The sequence below is a fragment of the Azoarcus sp. KH32C genome (assembly GCF_000349945.1).
Taxonomy (GTDB): Bacteria; Pseudomonadota; Gammaproteobacteria; order Burkholderiales; family Rhodocyclaceae; genus Aromatoleum.
Map to the genome: position 1 here is coordinate 130,036 of NC_020516.1, position 22,530 is coordinate 152,565.

Genomic DNA, 22,530 nt, shown 5'->3' on the forward strand with positions numbered 1-22,530 from the left:
ATGGCCGAGAACGTCACCATCGCGCGCCCCTATGCGGATGCCGCCTTCGAGCTGGCCCGCGGGGCAGGTGCGCTGGGGCCTTGGTCGGAAGCACTCGATCGTCTGTCCGCGATTGCCGCGGACGGTACGATGGCAGCCTGCATCAATGACCCGAAACTGCCGGCCGGACAGCTGTACCAGCTGTTCGTCGACGTGGCGGGGCAGGCTCTCACTCCCGAAATGCAGAATTTCGTCCGCGTCCTCGTCGACAACGAACGTCTGCAGGTGCTTCCCGAGATCCGTGACCTGTTCGTTGATCTCAAGAACGAACACGAGGGTGTCAAGGAGGCCGAAATCGCCTCCGCCTTCCCCCTTGACGATGCCACCCTGGCTACGCTGAAGGCCGACCTTGAAGCCCGCTTCAAGTCCCGCCTCGACATTAGCGTGAGCCTCGACCCCGAACTCATCGGCGGGGTCCGCATCGCCATCGGCGACGAAGTGATCGACGCCTCGGTCCGCGGCAAACTCGCGAACATGGCCGCTGCGCTTAAGAACTAGGAGCATACCCACATGCAACTCAACCCCTCTGAAATCAGTGATCTGATTAAGAGCCGGATCCAGAACCTGCAGCTCGCGGCCACCGCACGCAACGAGGGCACGGTGGTGTCGGTTACCGACGGCATCACCCGCGTCCACGGCCTGGCTGGCGTCATGCAGGGCGAAATGCTGGAATTCCCCGGCAACACCTTCGGCCTCGCGCTGAACCTCGAGCGCGACTCCGTCGGTGCCGTGGTTCTGGGCGAATACGAACACATCACCGAAGGCGACTCCGTCAAGGCTACCGGCCGCATTCTCGAAGTGCCCGTCGGCCCCGAGCTGATCGGTCGCGTCGTCAACGCGCTGGGTCAGCCGATCGACGGCAAGGGCCCGATCAACGCCAAGCTCACCGACAAGATCGAAAAGGTCGCGCCGGGCGTGATCTGGCGGAAGTCCGTGTCCCAGCCGGTGCAGACCGGTCTGAAGTCGGTCGACTCCATGGTGCCGATCGGCCGTGGCCAGCGCGAGCTGATCATCGGCGACCGCCAGACCGGTAAGACTGCCGTTGCGGTTGATGCGATCATCAACCAGAAGGGCCAGGACATGTTCTGCATCTACGTAGCGGTCGGCCAGAAGGCTTCGACGATCGCCAACGTGGTGCGCAAGCTCGAAGAGCACGGCGCGATGGAATACACCATCGTCGTTGCCGCTACCGCTTCGGAATCGGCCGCGATGCAGTTCATCGCCCCGTACTCGGGCTGCACGATGGGCGAATACTTCCGCGACCGCGGCCAGGACGCCCTGATCATTTACGACGATTTGACCAAGCAGGCCTGGGCCTACCGTCAAATCTCGCTGCTGCTGCGCCGTCCGCCGGGCCGCGAAGCCTACCCGGGCGACGTGTTCTACCTGCACTCGCGCCTGTTGGAGCGTGCCTCGCGCGTTTCCGAAGAGTACGTCGAGAAGTTCACCAACGGCGAAGTCAAGGGCAAGACCGGTTCGCTGACCGCGCTCCCCGTGATCGAAACCCAGGCCGGCGACGTGTCCGCGTTCGTTCCGACCAACGTGATCTCGATTACCGACGGCCAGATCTTCCTTGACACCGACCTCTTCAACGCCGGTATCCGTCCCGCGATCAACGCCGGTATCTCGGTGTCCCGCGTCGGTGGTGCCGCCCAGACCAAGGTCATCAAGAAGCTCTCCGGCGGTATCCGTACCGACCTCGCGCAGTACCGTGAGCTGGCTGCATTCGCGCAGTTCGCTTCCGACCTCGACGACGCAACCCGCAAGCAGCTCGAGCGTGGCCGTCGCGTGACCGAGCTGATGAAGCAGGTCCAGTACGCGCCGCTGTCGATCTCCGAAATGGCCATCACGCTGTTCGCGGTGAACAACGGTTACTTCGACGATGTCGAAGTCGGCCGCGTGCTCGCCTTCGAGAACGGCCTGCAGCAGTTCGTCAAGACGAAGAACGCCGCGCTGGTCTCCAAGATCCTGTCCGCTAAGGAACTCGACGCCGACGGCGAGAAGCAACTCGTCGCCGCGATCGAAGAGTTCAAGAAGAGCTGGGCCTAAGCCCGCGGACGGAGACGGAAAATGGCTAGCGGTAAGGAAATCCGTACCAAGATCAAGAGCGTGCAAAACACGCGCAAGATCACCAAGGCCATGGAAATGGTGGCCGCATCCAAAATGCGCAAGGCGCAGGACCGGATGCGTGCTGCCCGTCCCTATGCCGAGAAGATCCGCCGACTCGCCGCGAACCTGTCCCAGGCCACTGTGACCGACTACAAGCACCCGTTCCTGGTCCAGAAGGATCAGGTCAAGCGGGTGGGCCTGATCCTCGTCACCACTGACAAGGGTCTGTGCGGCGGTCTCAACACCAACGTCCAGCGTGTCGCGCTGAACGCCATGAAGGAATGGAACGCCAATGGCGTTACCGATATCCGTGCTTGCTGCATCGGCAACAAGGGTCTCGGCTTCATGCAGCGTATGGGTGCGAACGTGGTGTCGCAGGTCGTCCAGTTGGGCGACACGCCGCACCTGGAAAAGATGATCGGCCCGGTCAAGGTCATGCTCGACGCGTTCCAGAACGGCGAGCTCGACGCGGTCTACATTGCCTACACGCGCTTCATCAACACGATGAAGCAGGAGCCTATGCTCGAGCAGTTGCTGCCGCTGTCCGGCGAGCAGCTCGGCACCCCGGAAACCTCGTGGGATTACCTCTACGAGCCGGATCCGCAGGTCGTCATCGACGAACTGCTGGTGCGCTACGTCGAGGCCCTGGTGTACCAGGGTGTCGCGGAGAACATGGCTTCCGAACAGAGTGCGCGAATGGTGGCAATGAAGTCCGCCTCCGACAATGCCAAGAACGTGATTGGCGAACTGCAGCTGGTCTACAACAAGACCCGCCAGGCCGCGATCACGAAGGAGCTGTCGGAGATCGTCGGCGGCGCCGCCGCGGTGTAACGGAATATTGATTTAAGGAAACGACGATGAGTCAAGGAACTATCGTTCAGTGTATCGGCGCCGTGGTGGACATCCAGTTCCCCCGCGAAGCCATTCCGAAGGTGTATGACGCGCTGAAGCTCGAAAGCGCCGCCGACTCCTTCGCGGAAGAAGGTCTGACCTTCGAAGTCCAGCAGCAGCTGGGCGACGGCGTGGTGCGTACCATCGCGCTGGGTTCGTCCGACGGCCTGCGCCGTGGCATGAAGGTCGCGAACACCGGCAAGGCGATCTCGGTGCCGGTGGGTCACGGCACGCTCGGCCGTATCATGGACGTGCTGGGTCGCCCGATCGACGAAGCCGGCCCGGTGGAAGCCGACGAGCTGCGTCCGATTCACGCGAAGGCCCCGAAGTTCGACGAGCTGTCCCCGTCGGTCGATCTGCTCGAAACCGGTATCAAGGTTATCGACTTGGTCTGCCCGTTCGCAAAGGGCGGTAAGGTCGGCCTGTTCGGCGGCGCCGGCGTGGGCAAGACCGTGAACATGATGGAGCTGATCAACAACATCGCGAAGCAGCACTCCGGTCTGTCGGTGTTCGCAGGCGTGGGTGAGCGTACCCGTGAAGGGAACGACTTCTACCACGAAATGAAGGACTCCAACGTTCTGGACAAGGTTGCGATGGTGTTCGGTCAGATGAACGAACCCCCGGGCAACCGTCTGCGCGTCGCGCTGACCGGCCTGACGATGGCCGAGCGCTTCCGCGACGAAGGCCGTGACATCCTGTTCTTCGTGGACAACATCTACCGCTACACGCTGGCCGGTACCGAAGTGTCCGCGCTGCTGGGCCGGATGCCGTCCGCGGTGGGCTACCAGCCGACGCTGGCGGAAGAAATGGGCCGCCTGCAGGAACGGATCACTTCGACCAAGGTCGGCTCGATCACCTCGATCCAGGCCGTGTACGTCCCTGCGGACGACTTGACCGACCCGTCGCCGGCAACCACCTTCCTCCACCTCGACTCGACCGTCGTGCTGTCGCGTGATATCGCCGCGCTGGGTATCTACCCCGCCGTCGATCCGCTCGACTCCACCAGCCGCCAGCTCGATCCGCTGGTCGTTGGCGAAGAGCACTACGGCGTGGCCCGTCAGGTGCAGATGACGCTGCAGCGCTACAAGGAACTGCGCGACATCATCGCGATTCTGGGCATGGACGAACTGTCGCCGGAAGACAAGCTGGCCGTGTCGCGCGCTCGTAAGATCCAGCGCTTCCTGTCCCAGCCCTTCCACGTTGCAGAAGTGTTCACCGGCTCGCCCGGCAAGTACGTCCCGCTGAAGGAAACGATCAAGGGCTTCAAGATGATCGTCAACGGCGAGTGCGACCACCTGCCCGAGCAGGCGTTCTACATGGTCGGTGGCATCGAAGAGGCCATCGAGAAGGCGAAGAAGCTCCAGTAATTGGGGTAGCCGCGCGCCAGTTCGCTGTCGCGCGGCCTTCAAAAGGACACCACTATGGCAATGACGGTCCACGTGGACATCGTCAGCGCGGAAGAGCAGATCTTTTCCGGGCTGGCGGAGTTCGTCGCGCTGCCGGGTGAAGCGGGTGAGCTCGGGATTCTTCCCGGCCACATGCCGCTGATGACCCGGATCAAGCCGGGTGCGGTGCGCGTCAAGGTGCCGGATCAGGCGGAAGAGGAGCTGGTGTTCGTCGCCGGCGGCATCCTCGAGGTTCAGCCCGGGCTCGTTACCGTGCTGGCCGACACCGCGATCCGCGGCAAGGATCTCGACGAGGCGAAGGCGCTGGAAGCTAAGCGTCTCGCGGAAGAGACCCTGTCGAACCGCTCGTCGGAACTCGACTACGCGAAGGCTCAGGCCGAACTGGCCGAGGCGATCGCACAGATCGCCGCGATCCAGCGGATGCGCAAGCGCGGTCACTGATCGGAGGGCGCCGAAGGCGCCAGCAAAAGCAGACGGCAAAAGGCCGATCCCTCGGGATCGGCCTTTTTTTGTCGTCGGATTCCCCGCGGCTAGCGGCGGGGCGGACGCGCCAGGCGTTCGATGCGCTTTTCGAGGCGCGCGACATCGTCGCGCAGCGCCTGCAAAGCCTCGGCATGAGGTTCGAGCGTGTTTCGGGTCGCGAGAAACTGCTGTTCCTGCGAGAGGTACTCGGCGACGTTCTCGGTCAGGCCGTTCAACGCGCGTTGCTGCACCTGCCGGACGCTTTGGGCGCCGGCAACGAGGCGATGGGCGACGATGTCGCCGAAGATACGCGACAGGTCTTCTTCGGCGTCCCAACGCAGGTGGCGGAAGACGAAGCCGAGGGCGTCGGCGAAATCGGCGCTGCCTTCGATGCGCAGCGCATTCATCGCCTTGTCGTGGTCGCCGCCGACGAGGCCGGGCACGGCCGACAACGGGATCGACAGCGTGACGGCCGGGACGTCGTCGGGGGCCGTTTCGCCGAGATAACCTTCGGAGGTCACCGAAAAGCGGATATCGACCGGCTCGGCACGCAATTGGGCGCAACGCCCGGCGTGGGGCATCAGCCGTTCGCGCGCCCAGGTGGCTGGAACCAGCAGGTGGTTGATCGTGGCGACGAAGCCGCGTGCGCTGAGGGTCATGAGGAAAGGCGCGGGTGAAGAACCGTCAGATCTTGTAGCCGCGGTGCAGTGCGACGACGCCACCGGTCATGTTGAAGTAATCGACGCGCTTGAAGCCGACGCCTTCCATCATGGTCTTCAGTTCTTCCTGGCCCGGATGCATGCGGATCGATTCCGCGAGATAGCGATAGCTGTCGGCGTCGTTCGCGACCTTGTCGCCCATCCATGGGAGGATCTTGAAGGAGTAGAAGTCGTAGGCCGGCGACAGCGGGCCCCAGACTTTGGAGAATTCGAGCACCAGCAGGCGGCCGCCCGGACGCAGCACGCGGCGCATCTCGGCGAGCGCGACGTCCTTGTGGGTCATGTTGCGCAGGCCGAAGGCAACCGTGACGCAATCGAACCAGTTGTCGGGGAAGGGCAGCTTCTCGGCGTCGCACTGGGCGACCGGCAGCGCGTAGCCCTTGTCGAAGACGCGGTCGCGTCCGCGCGATAGCATCGCGTGATTGATGTCGGTGAGCCAGACCTGGCCTTCGCGGCCGACGCGCTTGGCGAAGGCGAGTGAGAGGTCGGCTGTGCCGCCGGCGACGTCGAGTACGCGGTCGCCGCGGCCGACGCCCGAGATCTGGATTGCGAAGGCTTTCCAGAGGCGATGCAGGCCCATCGACATCAGGTCGTTCATGATGTCGTACTTGCTCGCGACCGAGGAGAAGACCTCGGCGACCTTCTTGTGCTTTTCGCTTTCGGCGACGGTTTCGAAGCCGAAGTGGGTGGTCTTGTCGTTCATGGTCAGTGCTTGTGGCCGCAGCCGTGCTTCGGCGCGGGCGGGGGAGTGAGGGCGGGATCGCGGCTGGCGCCGGCTTCGGCGAGGCGATCGAGGTATTGCTGCCACAGCGCGTCCTGCTGCTTTCCTAGCGTGTATAGGTAGTCCCAGGAATACAGGCCGCTGTCGTGGCCGTCCGAGAAGACCGGCCGGACCGCGTAGTTGCCGACCGGTTGCAGATCGTCGATGTCGACGTCGCGCTTGCCGGCCTGCAGTACTTCCTGGCCCGGTCCGTGGCCGCGGACTTCGGCCGACGGCGAATAGACGCGGAGGAATTCGAAGGGCAGCGAGAATTCGGCACCGTCGTCGAATGCGATCTCGAGGATGCGGGACTTGCGGTGCAGCGTGAGCGCGGTGGGGATGGGCGTCGTGTCGTCGAGTCCGGCCATGATGCGCGACCTCGGGCTGGGCAATATCGGACTGCTCATAATACCCGAATCGCGGCTTCCCCGTCCCGCCGGCCCGCGCCGTCACTGCGGTGCTGTCACAAAAGCGTCAAAATCCTGCAATACACTGCCGGTGACGACATGGAGCGTGACGATGGCTGCAAACATACTGGTTGTGGAAGACGAGCCCGCGATTCAGGAGCTGATCGCTGCGAACCTCGGCCGCGCCGGACATAACGTGGTGCGTGCGCTGGACGCCGAGACTGCACAGCGCATCGTGCGCGAAGCGCTGCCCGATCTGGTGCTGCTCGACTGGATGCTTCCCGGCATGCCGGGGATCGAGCTGGCCCGCCGCCTACGTGCGGACGAGCGTACCCGCGATATCCCGATCATCATGCTGACCGCGCGCGGCGAGGAGCAGGATCGCGTGGCCGGCCTGGAGATGGGGGCCGACGATTACATCACCAAACCCTTCAGCCCCCGCGAACTGGTCGCACGCATCAAGGCGGTGTTGCGTCGCCGGGCTCCGCAGACGACCGAGGATTTGGTCGAACTGGGCGGTCTGCGTTTGGATCCGGCGACGCACCGCGTCAGCTGCGGTGATCGGCCGGTTGCGTTGGGGCCGACCGAGTTCCGCCTGCTGCATTTCCTGATGACGCATCCCGAGCGCGTGCATTCGCGAGCGCAACTGCTCGATCAGGTGTGGGGCGACCACGTGTTCGTGGAGGAGCGTACGGTCGACGTGCACGTGCGCCGCCTGCGGGCGGCGCTCGAGGAGACCGGTCACCACCTGCTGATCCAGACGGTGCGCGGCAGCGGCTACCGTTTTTCCGTGCAGCCCGACTCGGCCAGCGTGTAGGATCTTCAGGTTTCGTTCTGCCGGGAGCCGGTCATCTTTTCTTCGTCACGTTTTGTATGGACCGGCGCGGCCGGTTTGATCGGACTGCTCGCGCTCGTCGCGATCGCGATGGCCTTGGCGGACGACGAGGTCACCGGGCTCGTGGTTTTCAGCGGCGGGCTGCTGATCCTGTTCGGCTACCATTTGCGCAAGCTCGAGCGCCTCGCGCAATGGACGCTCGAACCGGTGGGTGCTCCTTTGCCGTCCGCAATGGGAATCTGGCGCCGGGCTTTCCGCGAGCTCGAGCGCCGCTCCCGCGAGGCACATGAGGCGCGCGAACGGCTGACAAGCGCGCTGGATCGCTTCCACGACGCGAGTCACGCGATGCCGGACGGTGTGCTCTACCTGTCTGGCAGCGATCGTATCGAATGGCTGAACCGCAAGGCTGAGCAGCATTTCGGTCTGCACGCTATGCGCGACCAGGGGCTGCAGGTGACGACGATCGTGCGCGAACCGGAGTTCGTTCGCTTCCTGCAGGCCGGCGATTACCGCGACGCGCTGGTGCTCAACTCGTCCCGCCATCCGGGACTGACCTTGCTGGTGCAGGTCGTGCCCTTCGGTGAGGGACAGAAGATGGTGGTGTCGCGCGACGTGAGTCAGCTCGAGAAGCTCGAGACGATGCGCCGCGACTTCATCGCGAACGTGTCGCACGAGCTGAGAACGCCGCTGACCGTCGTGAGCGGCTTTCTCGAGACGCTGATCGACGGTTTCGATGATTTCGAGCGGGAGGATGTCCAGCACTTCCTGCAACTGGCGCTCGACCAGTCGCTGCGCATGCAGGCGCTGATCGGCGATCTGCTGACGCTGTCGGCGCTCGAAACGGGGGCGCCGGCGCCGGCGGAGGAGCGGGTGCCTGTCGCGGTGCTGTTGCATAGCATCGCCCACGACGCGCGTGTGTTGTCGAACGGCCGTCACGAGATCGCGGTCGACCTCGGCGACGAAGACGAATGCGGCATCTTGCTGGGGAGCGAGAAGGAGTTGCGTTCGGCCTTCGCCAACCTTGCCAACAACGCGGTGCGCTATACGCCGGACGGCGGACGGATCTGCCTGTCGTGGCGGCGAGGACCGGGAGGCGGGGAGTTTTCAGTCCAGGATAACGGCATAGGCATCGACCCCGTGCACATCCCGCGCCTGACCGAGCGCTTCTACCGCGTGGATCGCGGGCGTTCGCGCGAGACGGGCGGCACCGGGCTGGGGCTGGCGATCGTCAAGCACATCCTGTCGCGTCATCACGCGGAGCTGCGCATCGAGAGCGAGCCTGGTAAGGGCAGCCGTTTCAGTGCCGTCTTCCCGGCGTCGCGCGTGCGCGCAGGCATCAGATCTGCTCGTAGCTGACCTGCTCGAAATCCGGACCGCGCAGCAGGAGTTCGCGGATCCGGAATTGGCGATGGGTCTCGTCGGCGAAGACGTCGAGGATGCGTTGCGGCTGGAACCAGCCGTGTGGGAGCACGAGCGATTCGGGAGCCTTCAGTGCGGGCGTCGCCGGTAGCCGGAAGACCGCCTCGAAGGCCTCGCTGTTGTTGCTGCGCAGGCCGCCGTGCATGCGCGCGGCGATGACCTCGGGGATGCCGGGCAGCACGTGCACGCCGACTTCCATCATGCCGTCGCCGCGGAACATCAGCCAGCTGAGTTGGGCGAGGAGGAAGCGTTCGCCGTCGGGGGGGCGGACGCCGAGCAACTGGCGGTGTTCGAGACGCTGGGTGTGCGGGCGTTGCTGCACGCGGAAGCCGTTGACCGAGTGGTCGGCGAGATTCCAGCGTTCGCTGAACATGCCGAGCTTGCCGGCAGCGCGCCGGCGTTGCTCTTCGGGCCAGCGCGGCGCGGCCTGCTCGACTTGTTCGCCGAAGGTCAGCAACGTGATGTCGCTGCGCAAGCTACGCTGCGTGGCATAAGTCGCGGGCTGGTCGAAGGGCTTGCCCTGAATGTGGAAGGCGATCGAGGCCCAGTCGCTGCAAAGCTCGGCAACGCCTTGTGCGCCACGGCGCGGAAAGCGCCGCCCGGCCGAGGCGAGTCCCCACGGGCGATACAGCGACAGCAGCAGTTTCGAGCACTCGCCCACCGGGCAATCGGCGCCGAGGCCGAGGGAGACCGGCGTGACGCCGTGTTTGAACTGCTTGAGCACCACCTGGATTTGGCCGGCGAGCTGGCTGCCGTCGAAGCGGCGCACGGAGCCCGATTGCGTCAGTACGCCGAGCGGGCGCAGTCCGTGGTCGGCCGCCAGATCGAGGCCGTAGGCGGCGGGTTTCGGAGCCTCCGCGCCGGCGTCTGCGATCAGCGTGCAATAGGGCGAGAAGCGTTGGGCCCAGCGGCATACCCATGCGAAATCGCGTTCGCTGCGGCCATAGGGATTCGCGAGATCGACCAGCAGGATCGCGACGTAAGCCTCGACCGGGCTTTGGGCCTTCCATATCTCGTTGAGCGAATCGGCGACGCGGATGCCGGCAACGCCTGCGCGATCGGCGGCGGAATAGCTGTCGTGCAGTTCGGCCCACATGCCGCCGGGCAGCGCGCGCCGGGCGCGAAAGTATTCGAGCAGCGCCTGGCCGGCGTAGAACACGCGGCGCTGGGCGAGCGTCGCGCGCTGGTCGTCGAGCACGCCGTCGCGATCGGCGGCGCGCTGGATTTGCATGTAGGAGCGGGCGAGCGTGCGCCACAGGGCGACGACGCTGCGCAAGGTCTCATTTTCGGCGCTGTCCGGCGGCAGGGGGCGCGACGCGTAGCGGCGGGAAAGTTCGGCCTGGGCGAGTGCGATCGGCGAGCGGGCGGCTTCGAGGACTTCGAAATGCGCTTCCGGTCCCGGCATCCCCTGCAGCAGGCCGGTGATCATCTCCGAGAGGATGCGGTGCGATTCCTCGATGTTGAGCGGATGCAGTTGCTTGAGCAGTTCCAGGCATTCGGCCGGGTCGTGGTAACGCATGAGGGCTCCGTGCCCGTTATCGCCGGGTCCGGGACGTTTCGGAAAGGCCTTGACGACGTGTTCCATGATTCATCCGGCGGTCTGCTCGGTCAGCGTCGCGACGATGGTGTGCGCGAGCAGTTCGATCGACGGGACAGCGCGGCGCGTGCCTTCGCGCTCGGGCGTCCCCCACACGGGCTGCGGGAAGTGGCGGTCGTCGGCGAAGCGCGGGATGACGTGCCAGTGCAAGTGCGGCACGACATTGCCGAAGCTCGCGAGGTTGATCTTGTCGGGGCGCATCAGTTGGCGCAGCGCGGCTTCGGTCGCGAGCACGACGTTGAGCAAGTGGCGCTGCTCGGAGGCGGTGAGGTCGGTCATCTCCGCCACATGCACATTCCAGACGACGCGGCAGAAGCCGGGGTAGTCGGGGTCGTCGATCAGGATGACCCGGCAGCTGCCGTCGCGCCAGAGGACGGTTTCCTGCGTGGCCGGGCACAGAGGGCAATCGATGGACACGGGCGTCACCATGTGGACAGGGGGGCAGATCGACACTTTAGCCTGTCGGCATGGTGCTGCGAAGGAAAATTTACACGGTCAGGCGATCGTTGGACCCGGCCGTGCGAACGTGGCCGTTTCGCCGAGGGACTCGCGTTCGCCGTGGCGGAACGAGAGGAGGGTGCCGGGCGCGATGGTCAGCCAGACCTCGTTGTCGGTCAGTGGCGTGGTGGCGATGATCGCGACACGGTCGGCGGGTGTCGTGAGCTGGCTGAAGTCGACGGTGAGGTCCTCGTCGGAGAGGTGCGCGACGGTGAAGGGCGCCTGGCGGATGATGTAGGCGAGCCGTGTCGCGCAGTGTGCGAACAGACGCTCGCCGTTCGACAGCAGGAAGTTGAAGGGGCCGTGGTGGCCGATGCGGATCGCGAGCCGGCGCAAGGCCTCGTGCAGCGCCGAGGCGGAGGGCGGGCCGTCGGGGAAGGCGTCGGCCAGGTGCTGCAGGATGTCGCAGAAGGCGCTTTCGGAGTCGGTGTTGCCGACCGGCAGGAAGCGTCCGTTGAAAGCCGGCGTGTAGTCGGCGAGGTTGCCGTTGTGCGCGAAGATCCAGTACTGGCCCCACAGTTCGCGCTGGAAAGGGTGGGTGTTGTCGAGCGTCACCGTGCCCTGGGTGGCCTTGCGGATGTGCGCGATGACGTTCAGCGAGCGGATCGGATAGCTGCGGACGAGCTCGGCAATCGGCGACTCGATGCTGGGCTGGGGATCGAGGAAGACGCGTACGCCGCGCCCCTCGAAGAATGCGATGCCCCAGCCGTCGCGGTGCTCGTCGGTCGCCCCGCCGCGGACGCGGAAACCGGCGAACGAGAAGCAGATGTCCGTCGGGACGTTGCTGTTCATTCCGAGGAGCTGGCACATCGCGCGTCCCCCGATCCTTGCGTTGGAAGGCGGGCTTTTCTTAGCCTTCTAGCTTGCGTTTCAAGAGTTCATTCACCTGCGCAGGGTTGGCCTTGCCCTTGCTCGCCTTCATGACTTGGCCGACCAGTGCGTTGAAGGCCTTTTCCTTGCCGGCGCGGAATTCGTCGACCGATTTTTGGTTCGCCGCGAGCACTTCGTCGATCATCGCCTCGATCGCTCCGGCGTCGTTGGTCTGGCGCAGGCCTTGGGCTTCGATGATCGCGTCGGCGCTCTCACCTTCGCCGTTCCACAAGGCTTCGAACACTTTCTTGCCGATATTGTTCGAAATCGTGCCGTCGGTGATGCGCGCGACCAGTCCCGCGAGCTGCGCCGGCGACACCGGGGACGCGGCGATATCGAGTTCGGCCTTGTTCAGGCGCGCGGCGAGATCGCCCATGACCCAGTTGGCGCAGGGCTTGGCGAGCGCGACGCCGGCGGCATCGACGGTGGCCTGGAAGAAGGTCGCAACCTCCTTGGAGGCGGTCAGCGTCGTCGCGTCGTAGGCCGAGAGGCTCCACTGATCGATGAAGCGGGCCTTCATCGCGGCGGGCAACTCGGGCATTTCACTCTGCACGCGCGTCTTCCAGTCTTGCGAGATCACGAGCGGCAGCAGGTCGGGGTCGGGGAAGTAGCGGTAGTCGTGCGCGTCTTCCTTCGAACGCATCATGCGCGTCTCGCCGGTGTCGGGGTCGAAGAGCACGGTCGCCTGCTGGATCTTGCCGCCGTCCTCGATGGTGTCGATCTGCCACTGGACCTCGTAGTCGATCGCCTGCTGCAGGAAGCGGAAGGAGTTCAGGTTCTTGATCTCGCGGCGCGTGCCGAGGGGGCCGCCGGGGCGGCGCACGGAAACGTTGGCGTCGCAGCGGAAGGAGCCTTCCTGCATGTTGCCGTCGCAGATGTCGATCCAGCGCACGAGCGCGTGCAGCGCGCGGGCGTAGGCGACGGCCTCGGCCGAGGAACGCATGTCGGGCTCGGAGACGATCTCGAGGAGCGGTGTGCCGGCACGGTTGAGGTCGATGCCGCTCATGCCGTGGAAGTCTTCGTGCAGCGATTTGCCGGCGTCTTCCTCGAGGTGGGCGCGGGTCAGCTGCACGGTCTTTTCATACGCCTTGTCGCCTTCGCCGACGCGGATCGTGATTGCGCCGCCCTGCACGACCGGCAGCTCGAACTGGCTGATCTGATAGCCCTTCGGGAGGTCCGGATAGAAGTAGTTCTTGCGCGCGAACACGCTCTTCGGCGCGACTTCGGCGCCGATTGCGAGTCCGAAGCGGATCGCGCGTTCGACGGCGCCGCGGTTGAGCACCGGCAGCACGCCGGGCAGTGCGATGTCGACGGCACAGGCCTGTACGTTCGGCTCGGCGCCAAAGGCGGTACTGGCGCCGGAGAAAATCTTCGAGGCGGTGTTGAGTTGGGCGTGGACTTCCAGGCCGATGACGACTTCCCAATCCGTTCTGCTCATTATCGTATCCGTTGTTTTTGGCGGTCAGTAGCAGCGACCGCTCGGCCGATCCACGATGATCGGCCAGACATAATCGAAAGTCCCTTTGGCGCACCGGTTGGCGCAGTCCGAGAAGGCGACGGTGACTTTTGGGCCCTGCTCCCACACCCTGACCGTGCAGCCGTCCTTCGCGTGCAGTTCGACGTGGGTGTCCTTGTGGATCTGCTCGAAATCAGCCAAGTCGAAATGACAGCTGCCGTGCTTGGGGACGTCGACGGTGGCGGCGAAGGCGCGGACCTGCGAGTAGCTGATGTCGAGCACCGTGGCCGCGCTGTAGCCAACCTCGTCCTTGAAACGGCAGTCCGTCTTGATGCTCAGCGGACGGATCGGCATCGGCTTGAGGCGGCCGTGCGTTTCGGTCGGCCGTTCCTCCGGCTCGACCGGCGGTCCGCTATCCGGCTTGACGGACGGTGCAGGCGTCGGCGACGGGGGGCGGTGCGCAGGCGGCGTCGCGCAGGCGCCCAGCAGCAGGGCGGCGACGAGCGCCGTAGGCCTGGCTGCGAGGCGGCAGGTGCGGCGGAGCACGATCAGCCCGGGCGACGCAGGTGCCAGTCGGTCGCCTGCTGGAAGCGGTGCGCGGTCGCGAGCAGGCGCGATTCGCCGAAGTAGTCGCCGATCAACTGCAGGCCGACCGGCAGCTTCCCGGCGCCGAAGCCGCAGGGGTGCGACAGGCCGGGCAGGCCGGCGAGGTTCACGGCGATCGTATAGATATCCGACAGGTACATCTGCACCGGATCGTCGGCCTTTTCGCCGATCGCCCACGCGGTGGTCGGGCTGGTCGGGCCGGCGATCACGTCGCACTGCTGGAAGGCGGCCTGGAAATCCTGCGCGATCAGCCGGCGCAGCTTCTGCGCCTGCAGGTAGTAGGCGTCGTAGTAGCCGTGCGAGAGCACGTAGGTGCCGACGAGGATGCGGCGCTTGACCTCGGCGCCGAAGCCTTCGGCGCGGCTCTTCGCGTACATCTCGGCGAGGTCGCGGTATTCGGCGGCACGGTGGCCGTAGCGCACGCCGTCGAAGCGCGACAGGTTGCTCGAGGCTTCAGCCGGGGCGATCACGTAGTAGGCGGGGATCGCGAGCTTGGCGTTCGGTAGGCTCACCTCGACGGTGGTCGCGCCGAGCTTGCGATATTCGTCGAGCGCGGCATCGACCGCAGCGCGCACGTCGTCGGCCATGCCTTCGGCGAAGAATTCGCGCGGCAGGCCGATGCGCAGGCCGGCGAGTGGCTTGTCGCCCGAGGCGGAGGCGGAAAGTTCGCGCGTGTAGTCTTCGGCGGGGCGGTCGAGGCTCGTCGAGTCGCGTTCGTCGAAGCCCGCCATCGCAGTCAGGAGTTGGGCGCAGTCGGCGGCCGAGGCCCCGAAGGCGCCGCCCTGGTCGAGCGAGCTCGCGTAGGCGATCATGCCGTAGCGGCTGACGATGCCGTAGGTCGGCTTGATGCCGGTGACGCCGGTGTGGGCGGCGGGCTGGCGCACCGAGCCGCCGGTGTCCGTGCCGGTTGCAATCGGGGCCAAGCGCGCGGCGACGGCGACGGCCGAGCCGCCGGACGAGCCGCCCGGAATGCGCGTCGTGTCCCACGGGTTCTTGACCGGGCCGTAGTGCGAGTTCTCGTTCGACGAGCCCATCGCGAACTCGTCCATGTTGGTCTTGCCAAGCGTGACCGCACCGGCGGTCTTGAGCAGGCTGACCACGTGGGCGTCGTAGGGGCTGACGAAATTCGACAGCATCTTCGAGCCGCAGGTCGTGAGCAGGCCTTCGGTGCAGAAGACATCCTTGTGCGCGAGCGGGATGCCGGTCAGCGGACCGGCGTTGCCGGCGGCGATGCGCTCGTCGGCGGCCTGGGCGGCCTTGATCGCGCCGTTACGGTCGACGGTGATGAAGGCGTTGAGGGTGGCGTTTCGGCTCTCGACGCGGTCGAGGAAGAGGGTCGCGAGTTCGACGCTGGAGATCTTCTTTGCGTCGAGCGCGGCGCGCAATTCAGTGAGGCTGGCGTTGATCATGGCTTACTCGATGACCTTGGGGACCAGGTAGAGGCCGCCTTCGGTCTGCGGCGCGACAGCCTGGAAGGCCTCGCGGCGGTCGGTTTCGGTGGCGACGTCGTCGCGCAGGCGCTGGGCGAGATCCTGCGGGTGGCTCATCGGCTCGACGCCGCTGGTGTCGACCGCCTGCATCTGTTCGATCAGGCCGAAAATGCCATTCAGCTTGGCGCGCGTGGCTTCGACGTCGTCGTCGGCCAGTTCGATCCGCGCGAGTCCGGCGATGCGCCGGACCTGTTCAGGAGAAAGCGACATGAGGTAACAAAACCCGCTTAATTCACAAAGGTTTGTAGGTTATCATACTCGTTTGCCGCTAGTCCGGCCGGGCACCCCGCCCCTTCCAGCGTTACCCCCATCTTCACCGGTTTCGGGATTTTCCCCATGTTTGGTTTCCTGCGTTCCTATTTTTCCAACGATCTGGCCATCGACCTTGGTACCGCGAACACATTGATCTACGTGCGCGGCAAGGGCATCGTGCTGGACGAGCCCTCGGTGGTGGCGATCCGCACCGAAGGCGGTCCGAACGCCAAGCGCACGATCCAGGCGGTCGGGCATGCGGCGAAACAGATGCTGGGCAAGACCCCGGGCAACATCACGGCGATCCGGCCGATGAAGGATGGCGTGATCGCCGACTTCGTTGTGACCGAGCAGATGATCAAGCAGTTCATCAAACGGGTGCACGATTCGCGCATGTTCTCGCCGAGCCCGAGGATCATCATCTGCGTGCCCTGCGGTTCGACCCAGGTCGAGCGCCGTGCGATCCGCGACGCGGCCCTCGCGGCGGGCGCCTCCCAGGTCTACCTGATCGAGGAGCCGATGGCGGCGGCGATCGGCGCGGGCCTGCCGGTATCGGACGCGACCGGCTCGATGGTGGTCGATATCGGCGGCGGCACGACCGAAGTCGGCGTGATCTCGCTCGGCGGCATGGTCTACGCCGGTTCCGTGCGCGTCGGCGGCGACAAGTTCGACGATTCGATCGTCAACTACATCCGCCGCAACTACGGCATGCTGATCGGCGACACGACCGCCGAGAACATCAAGAAGGAAATCGGCTCGGCCTTCCCCGGTTCGGAAGTGCGCGAGATGGAAGTCAAGGGGCGTAACCTCGCCGAAGGCATTCCGCGCAGCTTCACGATCTCGTCGAACGAAATCCTCGAGGCGCTGACCGAACCGCTGAACCAGATCGTCTCGGCGGTGAAGATCGCCCTCGAACAAACCCCGCCCGAACTGGGTGCCGACATTGCCGATCGCGGCATGGTACTGACCGGCGGTGGCGCGCTGCTGCGCGACCTCGACCGCCTGCTGATGGAAGAAACGGGGTTGCCGGTGATTGTCGCCGAGGAGCCGCTCACCTGCGTCGCGCGGGGTTGCGGCATGGCGCTGGAGAAGATGGACAAGCTGGGCTCCATCTTCGCCTCCGAGTAAGTTGCGCAGCAGCGGCGGGCCGGGTGCCTGCCGCCACGCGCCGTAGACGTTCACGATGTCGCTGGTCGGCCACCAGGCCCCTCCTATATTCCGGCAAGGACCCACGCCGCTCGTGCGGTTGTTCCTGTTCGTGTCCGTGTGTCTGGTGCTGCTCGTCGCCGACCTGCGCTTCCGTTATCTCGAAGTCGTGCGCCAGGCTTTGTCGGTGGCGACCTATCCGCTGCAGGTCGCGGCCGCCGCGCCGGCGGATTTCCTTCGCAATGCAGCGGTTTATTTCGCGACGCTGGTCGACGTGCAGAAGGAGAATGCGATGCTGCGCCAGAGCCAGGTCGAGGCGGCGCAGCGCCTGCTGCGTTTCGACCAAATCGAGGAAGAGAACCGTCATCTGCGTGCGATGCTCGACATGTCTCAGGCGCTCGGTTCGCGCAGCGTGGCCGCGGAAATCCTCTATGACGCGCCCGACCCCTTCTCGCGCAAGGTGATCCTCAACCGCGGCAGTCAGCAAGGCATCGAGGCCGGCATGGCGGTCGTGAACGAACAGGGCATGATCGGGCAGGTGAGCCGCGTCTATCCGGTGCAGGCCGAAGTGACGCTCCTGACCGACAAGGACCAGGCGGTGCCGGTGGTCGTGTCGCGCAACGGCTTGCGCGGCGTGCTGACCGGGGCCGGGCAGGGACGGCTGGAGCTGCGCTTCACGCTGTCCGGCGCGGACATCAAGCCCGGCGACCGCCTCGTGACCTCGGGGCTCGACGGGCTCTTCATGCCCGGCTTGCCGGTTGCGGACGTCGTGAGTGTCGACCGCGATTCGCCGACTTTCGCCGCGGTCGTCTGCGAGCCGGTGGCGGGCGTCGAGCGCACGACCCAGGTGCTGGTGCTGACGCGCGCCGAGCTGCCGCCGCCGCGTCCCGCCCCCGAACCCGAAGCCGCCCCGACGCGTCCGCGCAAGAAGGTTCGCTGATGCAGCCGACCCACCGTTCCCGCCGCATCCTGCTGCCCGCGCGCACCTGGTTCGTCTATCTGAGCCTGATTGTCGCGCTTGGCCTGAGTTATATCCCGACCGGACTGCTGCCCGGCGTGCCCGACTGGGTCGCGTTGGTGCTGACCTTCTGGGCAATCCGCGAACCGCTGCGTGCGGGAATGGGCGCGGGCTTCGTGTTCGGGCTGCTGGTCGATATCGGCCACGGCGCGGCGATGGGGCAGCACGCGCTCGCCTATGTCGTGCTGTGCTACCTCGCGACCTCGGTGTCGCGCCGCGTGCTGTGGTTCCCGCCGCCGCAACAGGCGCTGCACGTGCTGCCGATGCTGCTGGCGGCGCAGGTGATCATGGTGCTGGTGCGCCTGCTCGCTGGAGCCGAATTCCCGGGCTGGTGGTACTTCCTGTCGAGCTTCACGAGCATCGTGCTGTGGGTGCCGCTCAACTTCCTGCTGCTGCTGCCGCAGTACCAGCCGGTCGAGCGCGACGAGAACCGGCCGATCTGATGGAATTCCGTACTCCCGACGAGGAACTGGCGAGTTTCCGCCGCCGCGTCCTGGTGGCGGGCCTGTTCGTGATGGTCTGCTTCGGCGTCCTCGCGGCGCGCTTCTATTTCCTGCAGGTCGTCCGCTACGACTACTACCACACGCGGGCCGAGGACAACCGCATCGCGCTGCTGCCGATCGTGCCCAGCCGCGGGGCTATCGTCGACCGCAACGGCGTGCCGCTCGCGCGCAACTACGCGGCGTACACGCTCGAGATCACGCCTTCGCGCGTCGCGGATCTCGACGCGACGATCGATGCGCTGTCGGAGATCATCCAGATCGAACCGCGCGACCGGCGGCGCTTCCGCAAGCTGCTCGAGGACAGCAAGAACTTCGAGAGCCTGCCGATCCGCACGCGCCTGACCGAGGAGGAGGTTGCCCGCTTCATCGCGCGACGCTATCGCTTCCCCGGGGTCGAGGTGCAGGCGCGCCTCTTCCGCGACTACCCGCAGGGTGAGCTCGCGTCGCACGTGATTGGCTACATCGGGCGCATCAACCAGCGCGACCAGGACCGCATCGAGGACCAGGGCCTGACGGCGAACTACCGCGGCTCCGACTACATCGGCAAGGGCGGGCTCGAGATGAGCTACGAGGCCGAACTGCATGGCGCGACCGGCGCCGAGCAGGTCGAGGTCAATGCCGGCGGGCGCGCGGTGCGCCAGCTCGCGCGCGTTCCCGGCGTGCCGGGCAACGACCTGGAGCTCACGCTCGATATCGAGATGCAGAAGGTCGCGGAAGCGGCGTTCGGCAACCGGCGCGGCGCGCTCGTCGCGATCGACCCGGCTACCGGCGGCATCCTGTCACTGGTGTCGAAGCCCACTTTCGACCCGAACCTCTTCGTCGACGGCATCTCGAACGACGACTGGAAGGCGCTCAACGAGTCGCCGGACCATCCGCTCGTGAACCGCGCGATCCTCAGCGCCTATCCGCCGGGCTCGACCTTCAAGCCCTTCATGGCGCTCGCGGGTCTGACGGCGGGCAAGCGCACGATCACGCAGACGATCTCAGACCCGGGCTACTTCATGTTCGCCGGCCATCGCTACATGGACGATCAGCCCGGCGGACACGGCACGGTCGATCTGCGCAAGTCGATCGTCGTGTCGTGCAACACCTATTACTACCAGCTCGCCAACGACCTCGGCATCGACGGCATCGCGAACTTCATGCGTCCGCTGGGCTTCGGCTCGCGCACCGGCATCGACCTCAATGGCGAAGCGGAAGGCGTGCTGCCGACGCCGGAGTGGAAGAAGAAGCGCTTCCGCAACAAGGAACACCAGAAGTGGTTCGGCGGCGAGACGATCTCGGTCGGCATCGGCCAGGGCTACAACGCCTACACGCCGTTGCAGCTCGCCAACGCACTGGCGGCGGTCATCAACGACGGCAAGGTGTTCCGCCCGCACCTCGTACGCAACGTCGTCAATCCCGTCACCGGCGAGCGACGGCCGGTCGCGCCGGAGCCGCTGCGCCAGGTGCAGATCAAGCCGGAGTACCTCGCCGCGGTGCGCCAGGCGATGGTTGATGTGAACAAGGCCGGTACCGGCGCGCGCGCCTTCGCCGGGGCACCCTATTCGGTGGGCGGCAAGACCGGTACCGCGCAGGTGTTCTCGCTGCACGGTCAGAAGTACGTCGCCGGGCGCGTGACCGAGAAGCTGCGCGACCACTCGTGGTTCATCGCCTACGCGCCGGCCGACAAGCCGACGATCGCGATGGCGGTGCTGGTCGAAAACGGCGGTTTCGGTGCACAGTCGGCGGCGCCGATCGCGCGCCAGGTGATCGACTTCCACCTGCTCGGCAAGCGTCCGAACCAGCCGGCGGGCGAGGATGCCGGGGCGGTCGACGAAGGCGATGACCGCCACGATCCGGCCGAGCACGACGCCCCCGCCGTTCCGGGGTTCTTCGGCAACGATTCGGAGGGACGCTGATGAACCGCGGCAACTTCCATGTGCGCGACATCGTGCAGGCGGTGCTGCGGCCGATCGACCGGCCGCTGTTCTTCATGCTCGCGGCGCTGATGGCCTACGCCTACATCGTGCTGATGAGCGCGTCGCCGGACCGCCTCGTCGCGCTCGAGATCAACATCCTCGTCGCGCTGACCGCGATGTGGCTGACCGCGCGCCTGACGCCGCAGAAGCTGCTCGGACTCGCGCTGCCGCTGTACGCGGTCGGCGTGCTGCTGCTCGTTGCGGTGATGCTCTTCGGCGAGACCTCGAAGGGGGCGACGCGCTGGCTGAACATCGGCATCACGCGTATCCAGCCGTCCGAGCTGATGAAGATCGCGATGCCGCTAATGCTGGCCTGGTTCTTCCAGCAGCGCGAAGGCCACATCGGCGTGCGCGAGTTCATCGCGGCGGGCGTCCTGCTTCTCGTGCCGGTGGGCCTGATCGCGGTCCAGCCCGACCTCGGCACCGCCGTGCTGGTGGCGGCGGCGGGCCTGTATGTGATCTTCTTCGCTGGCCTGTCGTGGAAGCTGATCATTCCGGTCGTCGTGGTCGGTGTTGTCGCGATCGGCGCGATCGTCGGCTTCGGCGACCAGCTGTGCCAACCTGACGTTGTCTGGCCGGGTCTGCGCGAATACCAGAAGCACCGCATCTGCACGCTGCTCGATCCGATGCAGGATCCGCTCGGCAAGGGGTTCCACATCATCCAGTCGACGATCGCGATCGGCTCGGGCGGCATCCTCGGCAAGGGCTGGACGCAGGGCACGCAGACGCATCTGTCCTTCCTGCCCGAGCGGCACACCGACTTCATCTTCTCGGTGCTGTCCGAAGAGTTCGGGCTGGTGGGCATCTGCGTGCTGCTCGTGATCTACCTGATGCTGCTGATGCGCGGCTTCGCAATCGCCGCCACGGCGCCGACGCTTGCGACGCGGCTCCTCGCGGGAGCGGTCACGATGATCTTTTTCACCTATGCTTTCGTGAATATGGGCATGGTCAGCGGCATCCTGCCGGTCGTGGGCGTGCCCTTGCCCTTCATCAGCTACGGGGGAACCGCGCTCGTGACCTTGTGCGTCGGCATCGGCATCCTGATGAGCATACACCGCAGTCGACAGGCGGCCCAGTGATGATCGGAGCCGCAGGAAGACTATCGCCGCTGCTCGCGCTGCTGGCCCTGATGCTGACGTTCGCCGGCTGCAGCTCGACGCCCTCCCGCGTGCCGCCGGCCGAAGGCACGGTCGCGACGCCCCCTTCGGGCAGTGCAACGCGCGACACGGCGCGGACCGCCAAGCGCGGCGGCGCTTTCTATAAGGACGACGGCCCCGGCGACAACCCGCCGCCGAACCTCGACGAGATTCCCGACGCGAAGCCCCGTCTCGAACCGCTGCACCGCTTCGCCAACCGGCCCTACACGGTACTCGGCGAGGATTACGTGCCCGCGACTTCGCTCGTGCCCTACCGCCAGCGCGGTGTCGGCAGCTGGTACGGCCGCCGTTTTCATGGCCAGCCGACCTCCAGCGGCGAGCCCTACGACATGTACGCGATGACGGCGGCGCATCCGACCTTGCCGATCCCGAGCTACGCGCGCGTGACCAACGTCTCCAACGGCCGTTCGGTCATCGTGCGCGTGAACGACCGCGGGCCTTTCCTGAGGGGGCGGGTGATGGATCTCTCCTTCGCCGCCGCGTACCGGCTCGGCTATGCGAACACCGGCAGCACCGAGATCGAGGTCGAAACGATCATCCCCGACGGCGGCGAAACGCTTCTCGCCGAACCGGTGACGACCCCGGTCCCCGGCCGCGATCCGATCCTCGTCGCGGCCGACGGCGCCGTGCCCCTCGAACTCACCAATCGCCCGGCGCCGCCCGCGAGTGCCGCGCGTGGCATCTTCCTGCAGCTCGGTGCGTTCTCGTCGTCGGAAAACGCCGAGGAACTGCGCAGCCGCGTGCGCGGCGCGTTCTCGGACTTCGCCGACCGGCTCGACGTGCTCAACGAGGGCGCCCGCTATCGCCTGCGCCTCGGGCCGTTCGCGTCGGCCGATCAGGCGCGCGACGCCGCCGAACGCATCGCCCGTGCGCTGAAATTCCGGCCTTTTGTCGTCACGCGTTGATGTTGCAGTGAACCATTTTGTATC

Annotated in this window: 23 protein-coding genes; 13 read left to right on the top strand and 10 right to left on the bottom strand. The window is 65.9% G+C overall.

The genetic code is table 11. The features are described 5' to 3' along the window. Genes AZKH_RS00575 through AZKH_RS00595 form a run of 5 tightly spaced genes read left to right on the top strand, consistent with a single transcriptional unit; the run spans position 1 to position 4,886 of the window. A complete protein-coding gene (locus AZKH_RS00575; RefSeq protein ID WP_015433770.1) occupies positions 1-537 on the top strand; it encodes a F0F1 ATP synthase subunit delta in 537 nt (178 codons plus the stop codon). Between the two features lie 12 nt (positions 538-549). Next, positions 550-2,088 carry a F0F1 ATP synthase subunit alpha gene (gene atpA, locus AZKH_RS00580; RefSeq protein ID WP_015433771.1) on the top strand — a complete coding sequence of 513 codons (1,539 nt, stop codon included), beginning with the start codon at positions 550-552 and terminating at the stop codon, positions 2,086-2,088. A gap of 21 nt (positions 2,089-2,109) precedes the next feature. Continuing rightward, complete coding sequence (gene atpG, locus AZKH_RS00585; protein WP_015433772.1) at positions 2,110-2,979, top strand: F0F1 ATP synthase subunit gamma; 870 nt, start codon at positions 2,110-2,112, stop codon at positions 2,977-2,979. A 26-nt stretch (positions 2,980-3,005) separates the two neighbouring features. After that, complete coding sequence (gene atpD / locus AZKH_RS00590; protein ID WP_015433773.1) at positions 3,006-4,406, top strand: F0F1 ATP synthase subunit beta; 1,401 nt, start codon at positions 3,006-3,008, stop codon at positions 4,404-4,406. A gap of 54 nt (positions 4,407-4,460) precedes the next feature. After that, positions 4,461-4,886 (top strand): F0F1 ATP synthase subunit epsilon, encoded by a 426-nt coding sequence (locus AZKH_RS00595; RefSeq protein ID WP_015433774.1) that lies wholly within the window; start codon positions 4,461-4,463, stop codon positions 4,884-4,886. 89 nt (positions 4,887-4,975) lie between these two features. Here AZKH_RS00595 and AZKH_RS00600 read toward each other — a convergent pair whose 3' ends face one another. From AZKH_RS00600 to AZKH_RS00610, 3 genes are read right to left on the bottom strand one after another with little or no spacing between them, the layout of a single operon-like run. Further along, positions 4,976-5,566, bottom strand: coding sequence for an SCP2 domain-containing protein (locus tag AZKH_RS00600; protein ID WP_015433775.1), 591 nt, complete (start codon positions 5,564-5,566; stop codon positions 4,976-4,978). Positions 5,567-5,591: 25 nt separating this feature from the next. Further along, the gene (ubiE, locus tag AZKH_RS00605) at positions 5,592-6,329 is read right to left on the bottom strand and encodes a bifunctional demethylmenaquinone methyltransferase/2-methoxy-6-polyprenyl-1,4-benzoquinol methylase UbiE (protein ID WP_015433776.1); all 738 of its coding nucleotides are present in this window, start codon (positions 6,327-6,329) and stop codon (positions 5,592-5,594) included. Positions 6,330-6,331: 2 nt separating this feature from the next. Continuing rightward, complete coding sequence (locus tag AZKH_RS00610) at positions 6,332-6,754, bottom strand: gamma-butyrobetaine hydroxylase-like domain-containing protein (protein WP_015433777.1); 423 nt, start codon at positions 6,752-6,754, stop codon at positions 6,332-6,334. A gap of 151 nt (positions 6,755-6,905) precedes the next feature. Between AZKH_RS00610 and phoB the strand changes: the two genes are divergently transcribed. Together phoB and phoR are read left to right on the top strand one after the other, a co-directional pair. After that, entirely contained in the window at positions 6,906-7,610 is a 705-nt protein-coding gene (gene phoB / locus AZKH_RS00615; protein ID WP_041655769.1) for a phosphate regulon transcriptional regulator PhoB, read from the top strand. A gap of 75 nt (positions 7,611-7,685) precedes the next feature. Continuing rightward, positions 7,686-8,984, top strand: coding sequence for a phosphate regulon sensor histidine kinase PhoR (gene phoR / locus AZKH_RS00620; RefSeq protein WP_015433779.1), 1,299 nt, complete (start codon positions 7,686-7,688; stop codon positions 8,982-8,984). On the opposite strand, the gene AZKH_RS00625 is transcribed toward phoR, so the two are convergent. The 7 genes from AZKH_RS00625 to gatC form a co-directional block, all read right to left on the bottom strand. After that, positions 8,965-10,566, bottom strand: a complete 1,602-nt coding sequence (locus AZKH_RS00625) for a hypothetical protein (protein WP_041656544.1) — start codon at positions 10,564-10,566, stop codon at positions 8,965-8,967. The genes phoR and AZKH_RS00625 overlap by 20 nt on opposite strands. A 69-nt stretch (positions 10,567-10,635) precedes the next feature. Continuing rightward, positions 10,636-11,055: an HIT family protein gene (locus AZKH_RS00630; protein WP_041656546.1), complete on the bottom strand. Its 420-nt coding sequence runs from the start codon at positions 11,053-11,055 to the stop codon at positions 10,636-10,638. An 84-nt stretch (positions 11,056-11,139) separates the two neighbouring features. After that, positions 11,140-11,952, bottom strand: a complete 813-nt coding sequence (locus tag AZKH_RS00635) for a class II glutamine amidotransferase (RefSeq protein WP_015433782.1) — start codon at positions 11,950-11,952, stop codon at positions 11,140-11,142. A 40-nt stretch (positions 11,953-11,992) separates the two neighbouring features. Then, on the bottom strand, positions 11,993-13,450 hold the full coding sequence (gene gatB / locus AZKH_RS00640) for an Asp-tRNA(Asn)/Glu-tRNA(Gln) amidotransferase subunit GatB (RefSeq protein ID WP_015433783.1): 1,458 nt from the start codon (positions 13,448-13,450) through the stop codon (positions 11,993-11,995). A gap of 24 nt (positions 13,451-13,474) precedes the next feature. Further along, entirely contained in the window at positions 13,475-14,014 is a 540-nt protein-coding gene (locus AZKH_RS00645) for a hypothetical protein (protein ID WP_015433784.1), read from the bottom strand. Between the two features lie 2 nt (positions 14,015-14,016). Next, entirely contained in the window at positions 14,017-15,483 is a 1,467-nt protein-coding gene (gene gatA, locus AZKH_RS00650; protein ID WP_015433785.1) for an Asp-tRNA(Asn)/Glu-tRNA(Gln) amidotransferase subunit GatA, read from the bottom strand. A 3-nt stretch (positions 15,484-15,486) separates the two neighbouring features. Beyond that, positions 15,487-15,774 (bottom strand): Asp-tRNA(Asn)/Glu-tRNA(Gln) amidotransferase subunit GatC, encoded by a 288-nt coding sequence (gene gatC / locus AZKH_RS00655; protein WP_015433786.1) that lies wholly within the window; start codon positions 15,772-15,774, stop codon positions 15,487-15,489. Between the two features lie 126 nt (positions 15,775-15,900). Between gatC and AZKH_RS00660 the strand changes: the two genes are divergently transcribed. Genes AZKH_RS00660 through AZKH_RS00685 form a run of 6 tightly spaced genes read left to right on the top strand, consistent with a single transcriptional unit; the run spans position 15,901 to position 22,506 of the window. Next, positions 15,901-16,944, top strand: a complete 1,044-nt coding sequence (locus AZKH_RS00660; RefSeq protein ID WP_015433787.1) for a rod shape-determining protein — start codon at positions 15,901-15,903, stop codon at positions 16,942-16,944. Positions 16,945-16,999: 55 nt separating this feature from the next. Further along, positions 17,000-17,902, top strand: coding sequence for a rod shape-determining protein MreC (mreC, locus tag AZKH_RS00665; protein ID WP_015433788.1), 903 nt, complete (start codon positions 17,000-17,002; stop codon positions 17,900-17,902). Then, positions 17,902-18,423, top strand: a complete 522-nt coding sequence (gene mreD, locus AZKH_RS00670; RefSeq protein WP_015433789.1) for a rod shape-determining protein MreD — start codon at positions 17,902-17,904, stop codon at positions 18,421-18,423. The genes mreC and mreD overlap by 1 nt, the downstream gene beginning before the upstream one ends. Further along, positions 18,423-20,384, top strand: coding sequence for a penicillin-binding protein 2 (mrdA, locus tag AZKH_RS00675; RefSeq protein WP_015433790.1), 1,962 nt, complete (start codon positions 18,423-18,425; stop codon positions 20,382-20,384). The genes mreD and mrdA overlap by 1 nt, the downstream gene beginning before the upstream one ends. Then, on the top strand, positions 20,384-21,523 hold the full coding sequence (gene rodA, locus AZKH_RS00680) for a rod shape-determining protein RodA (protein ID WP_015433791.1): 1,140 nt from the start codon (positions 20,384-20,386) through the stop codon (positions 21,521-21,523). Before mrdA ends, rodA begins: the two co-directional genes overlap by 1 nt. After that, a complete protein-coding gene (locus tag AZKH_RS00685; protein WP_015433792.1) occupies positions 21,523-22,506 on the top strand; it encodes a septal ring lytic transglycosylase RlpA family protein in 984 nt (327 codons plus the stop codon). The genes rodA and AZKH_RS00685 overlap by 1 nt, the downstream gene beginning before the upstream one ends. Positions 22,507-22,530 lie beyond the last annotated feature (24 nt).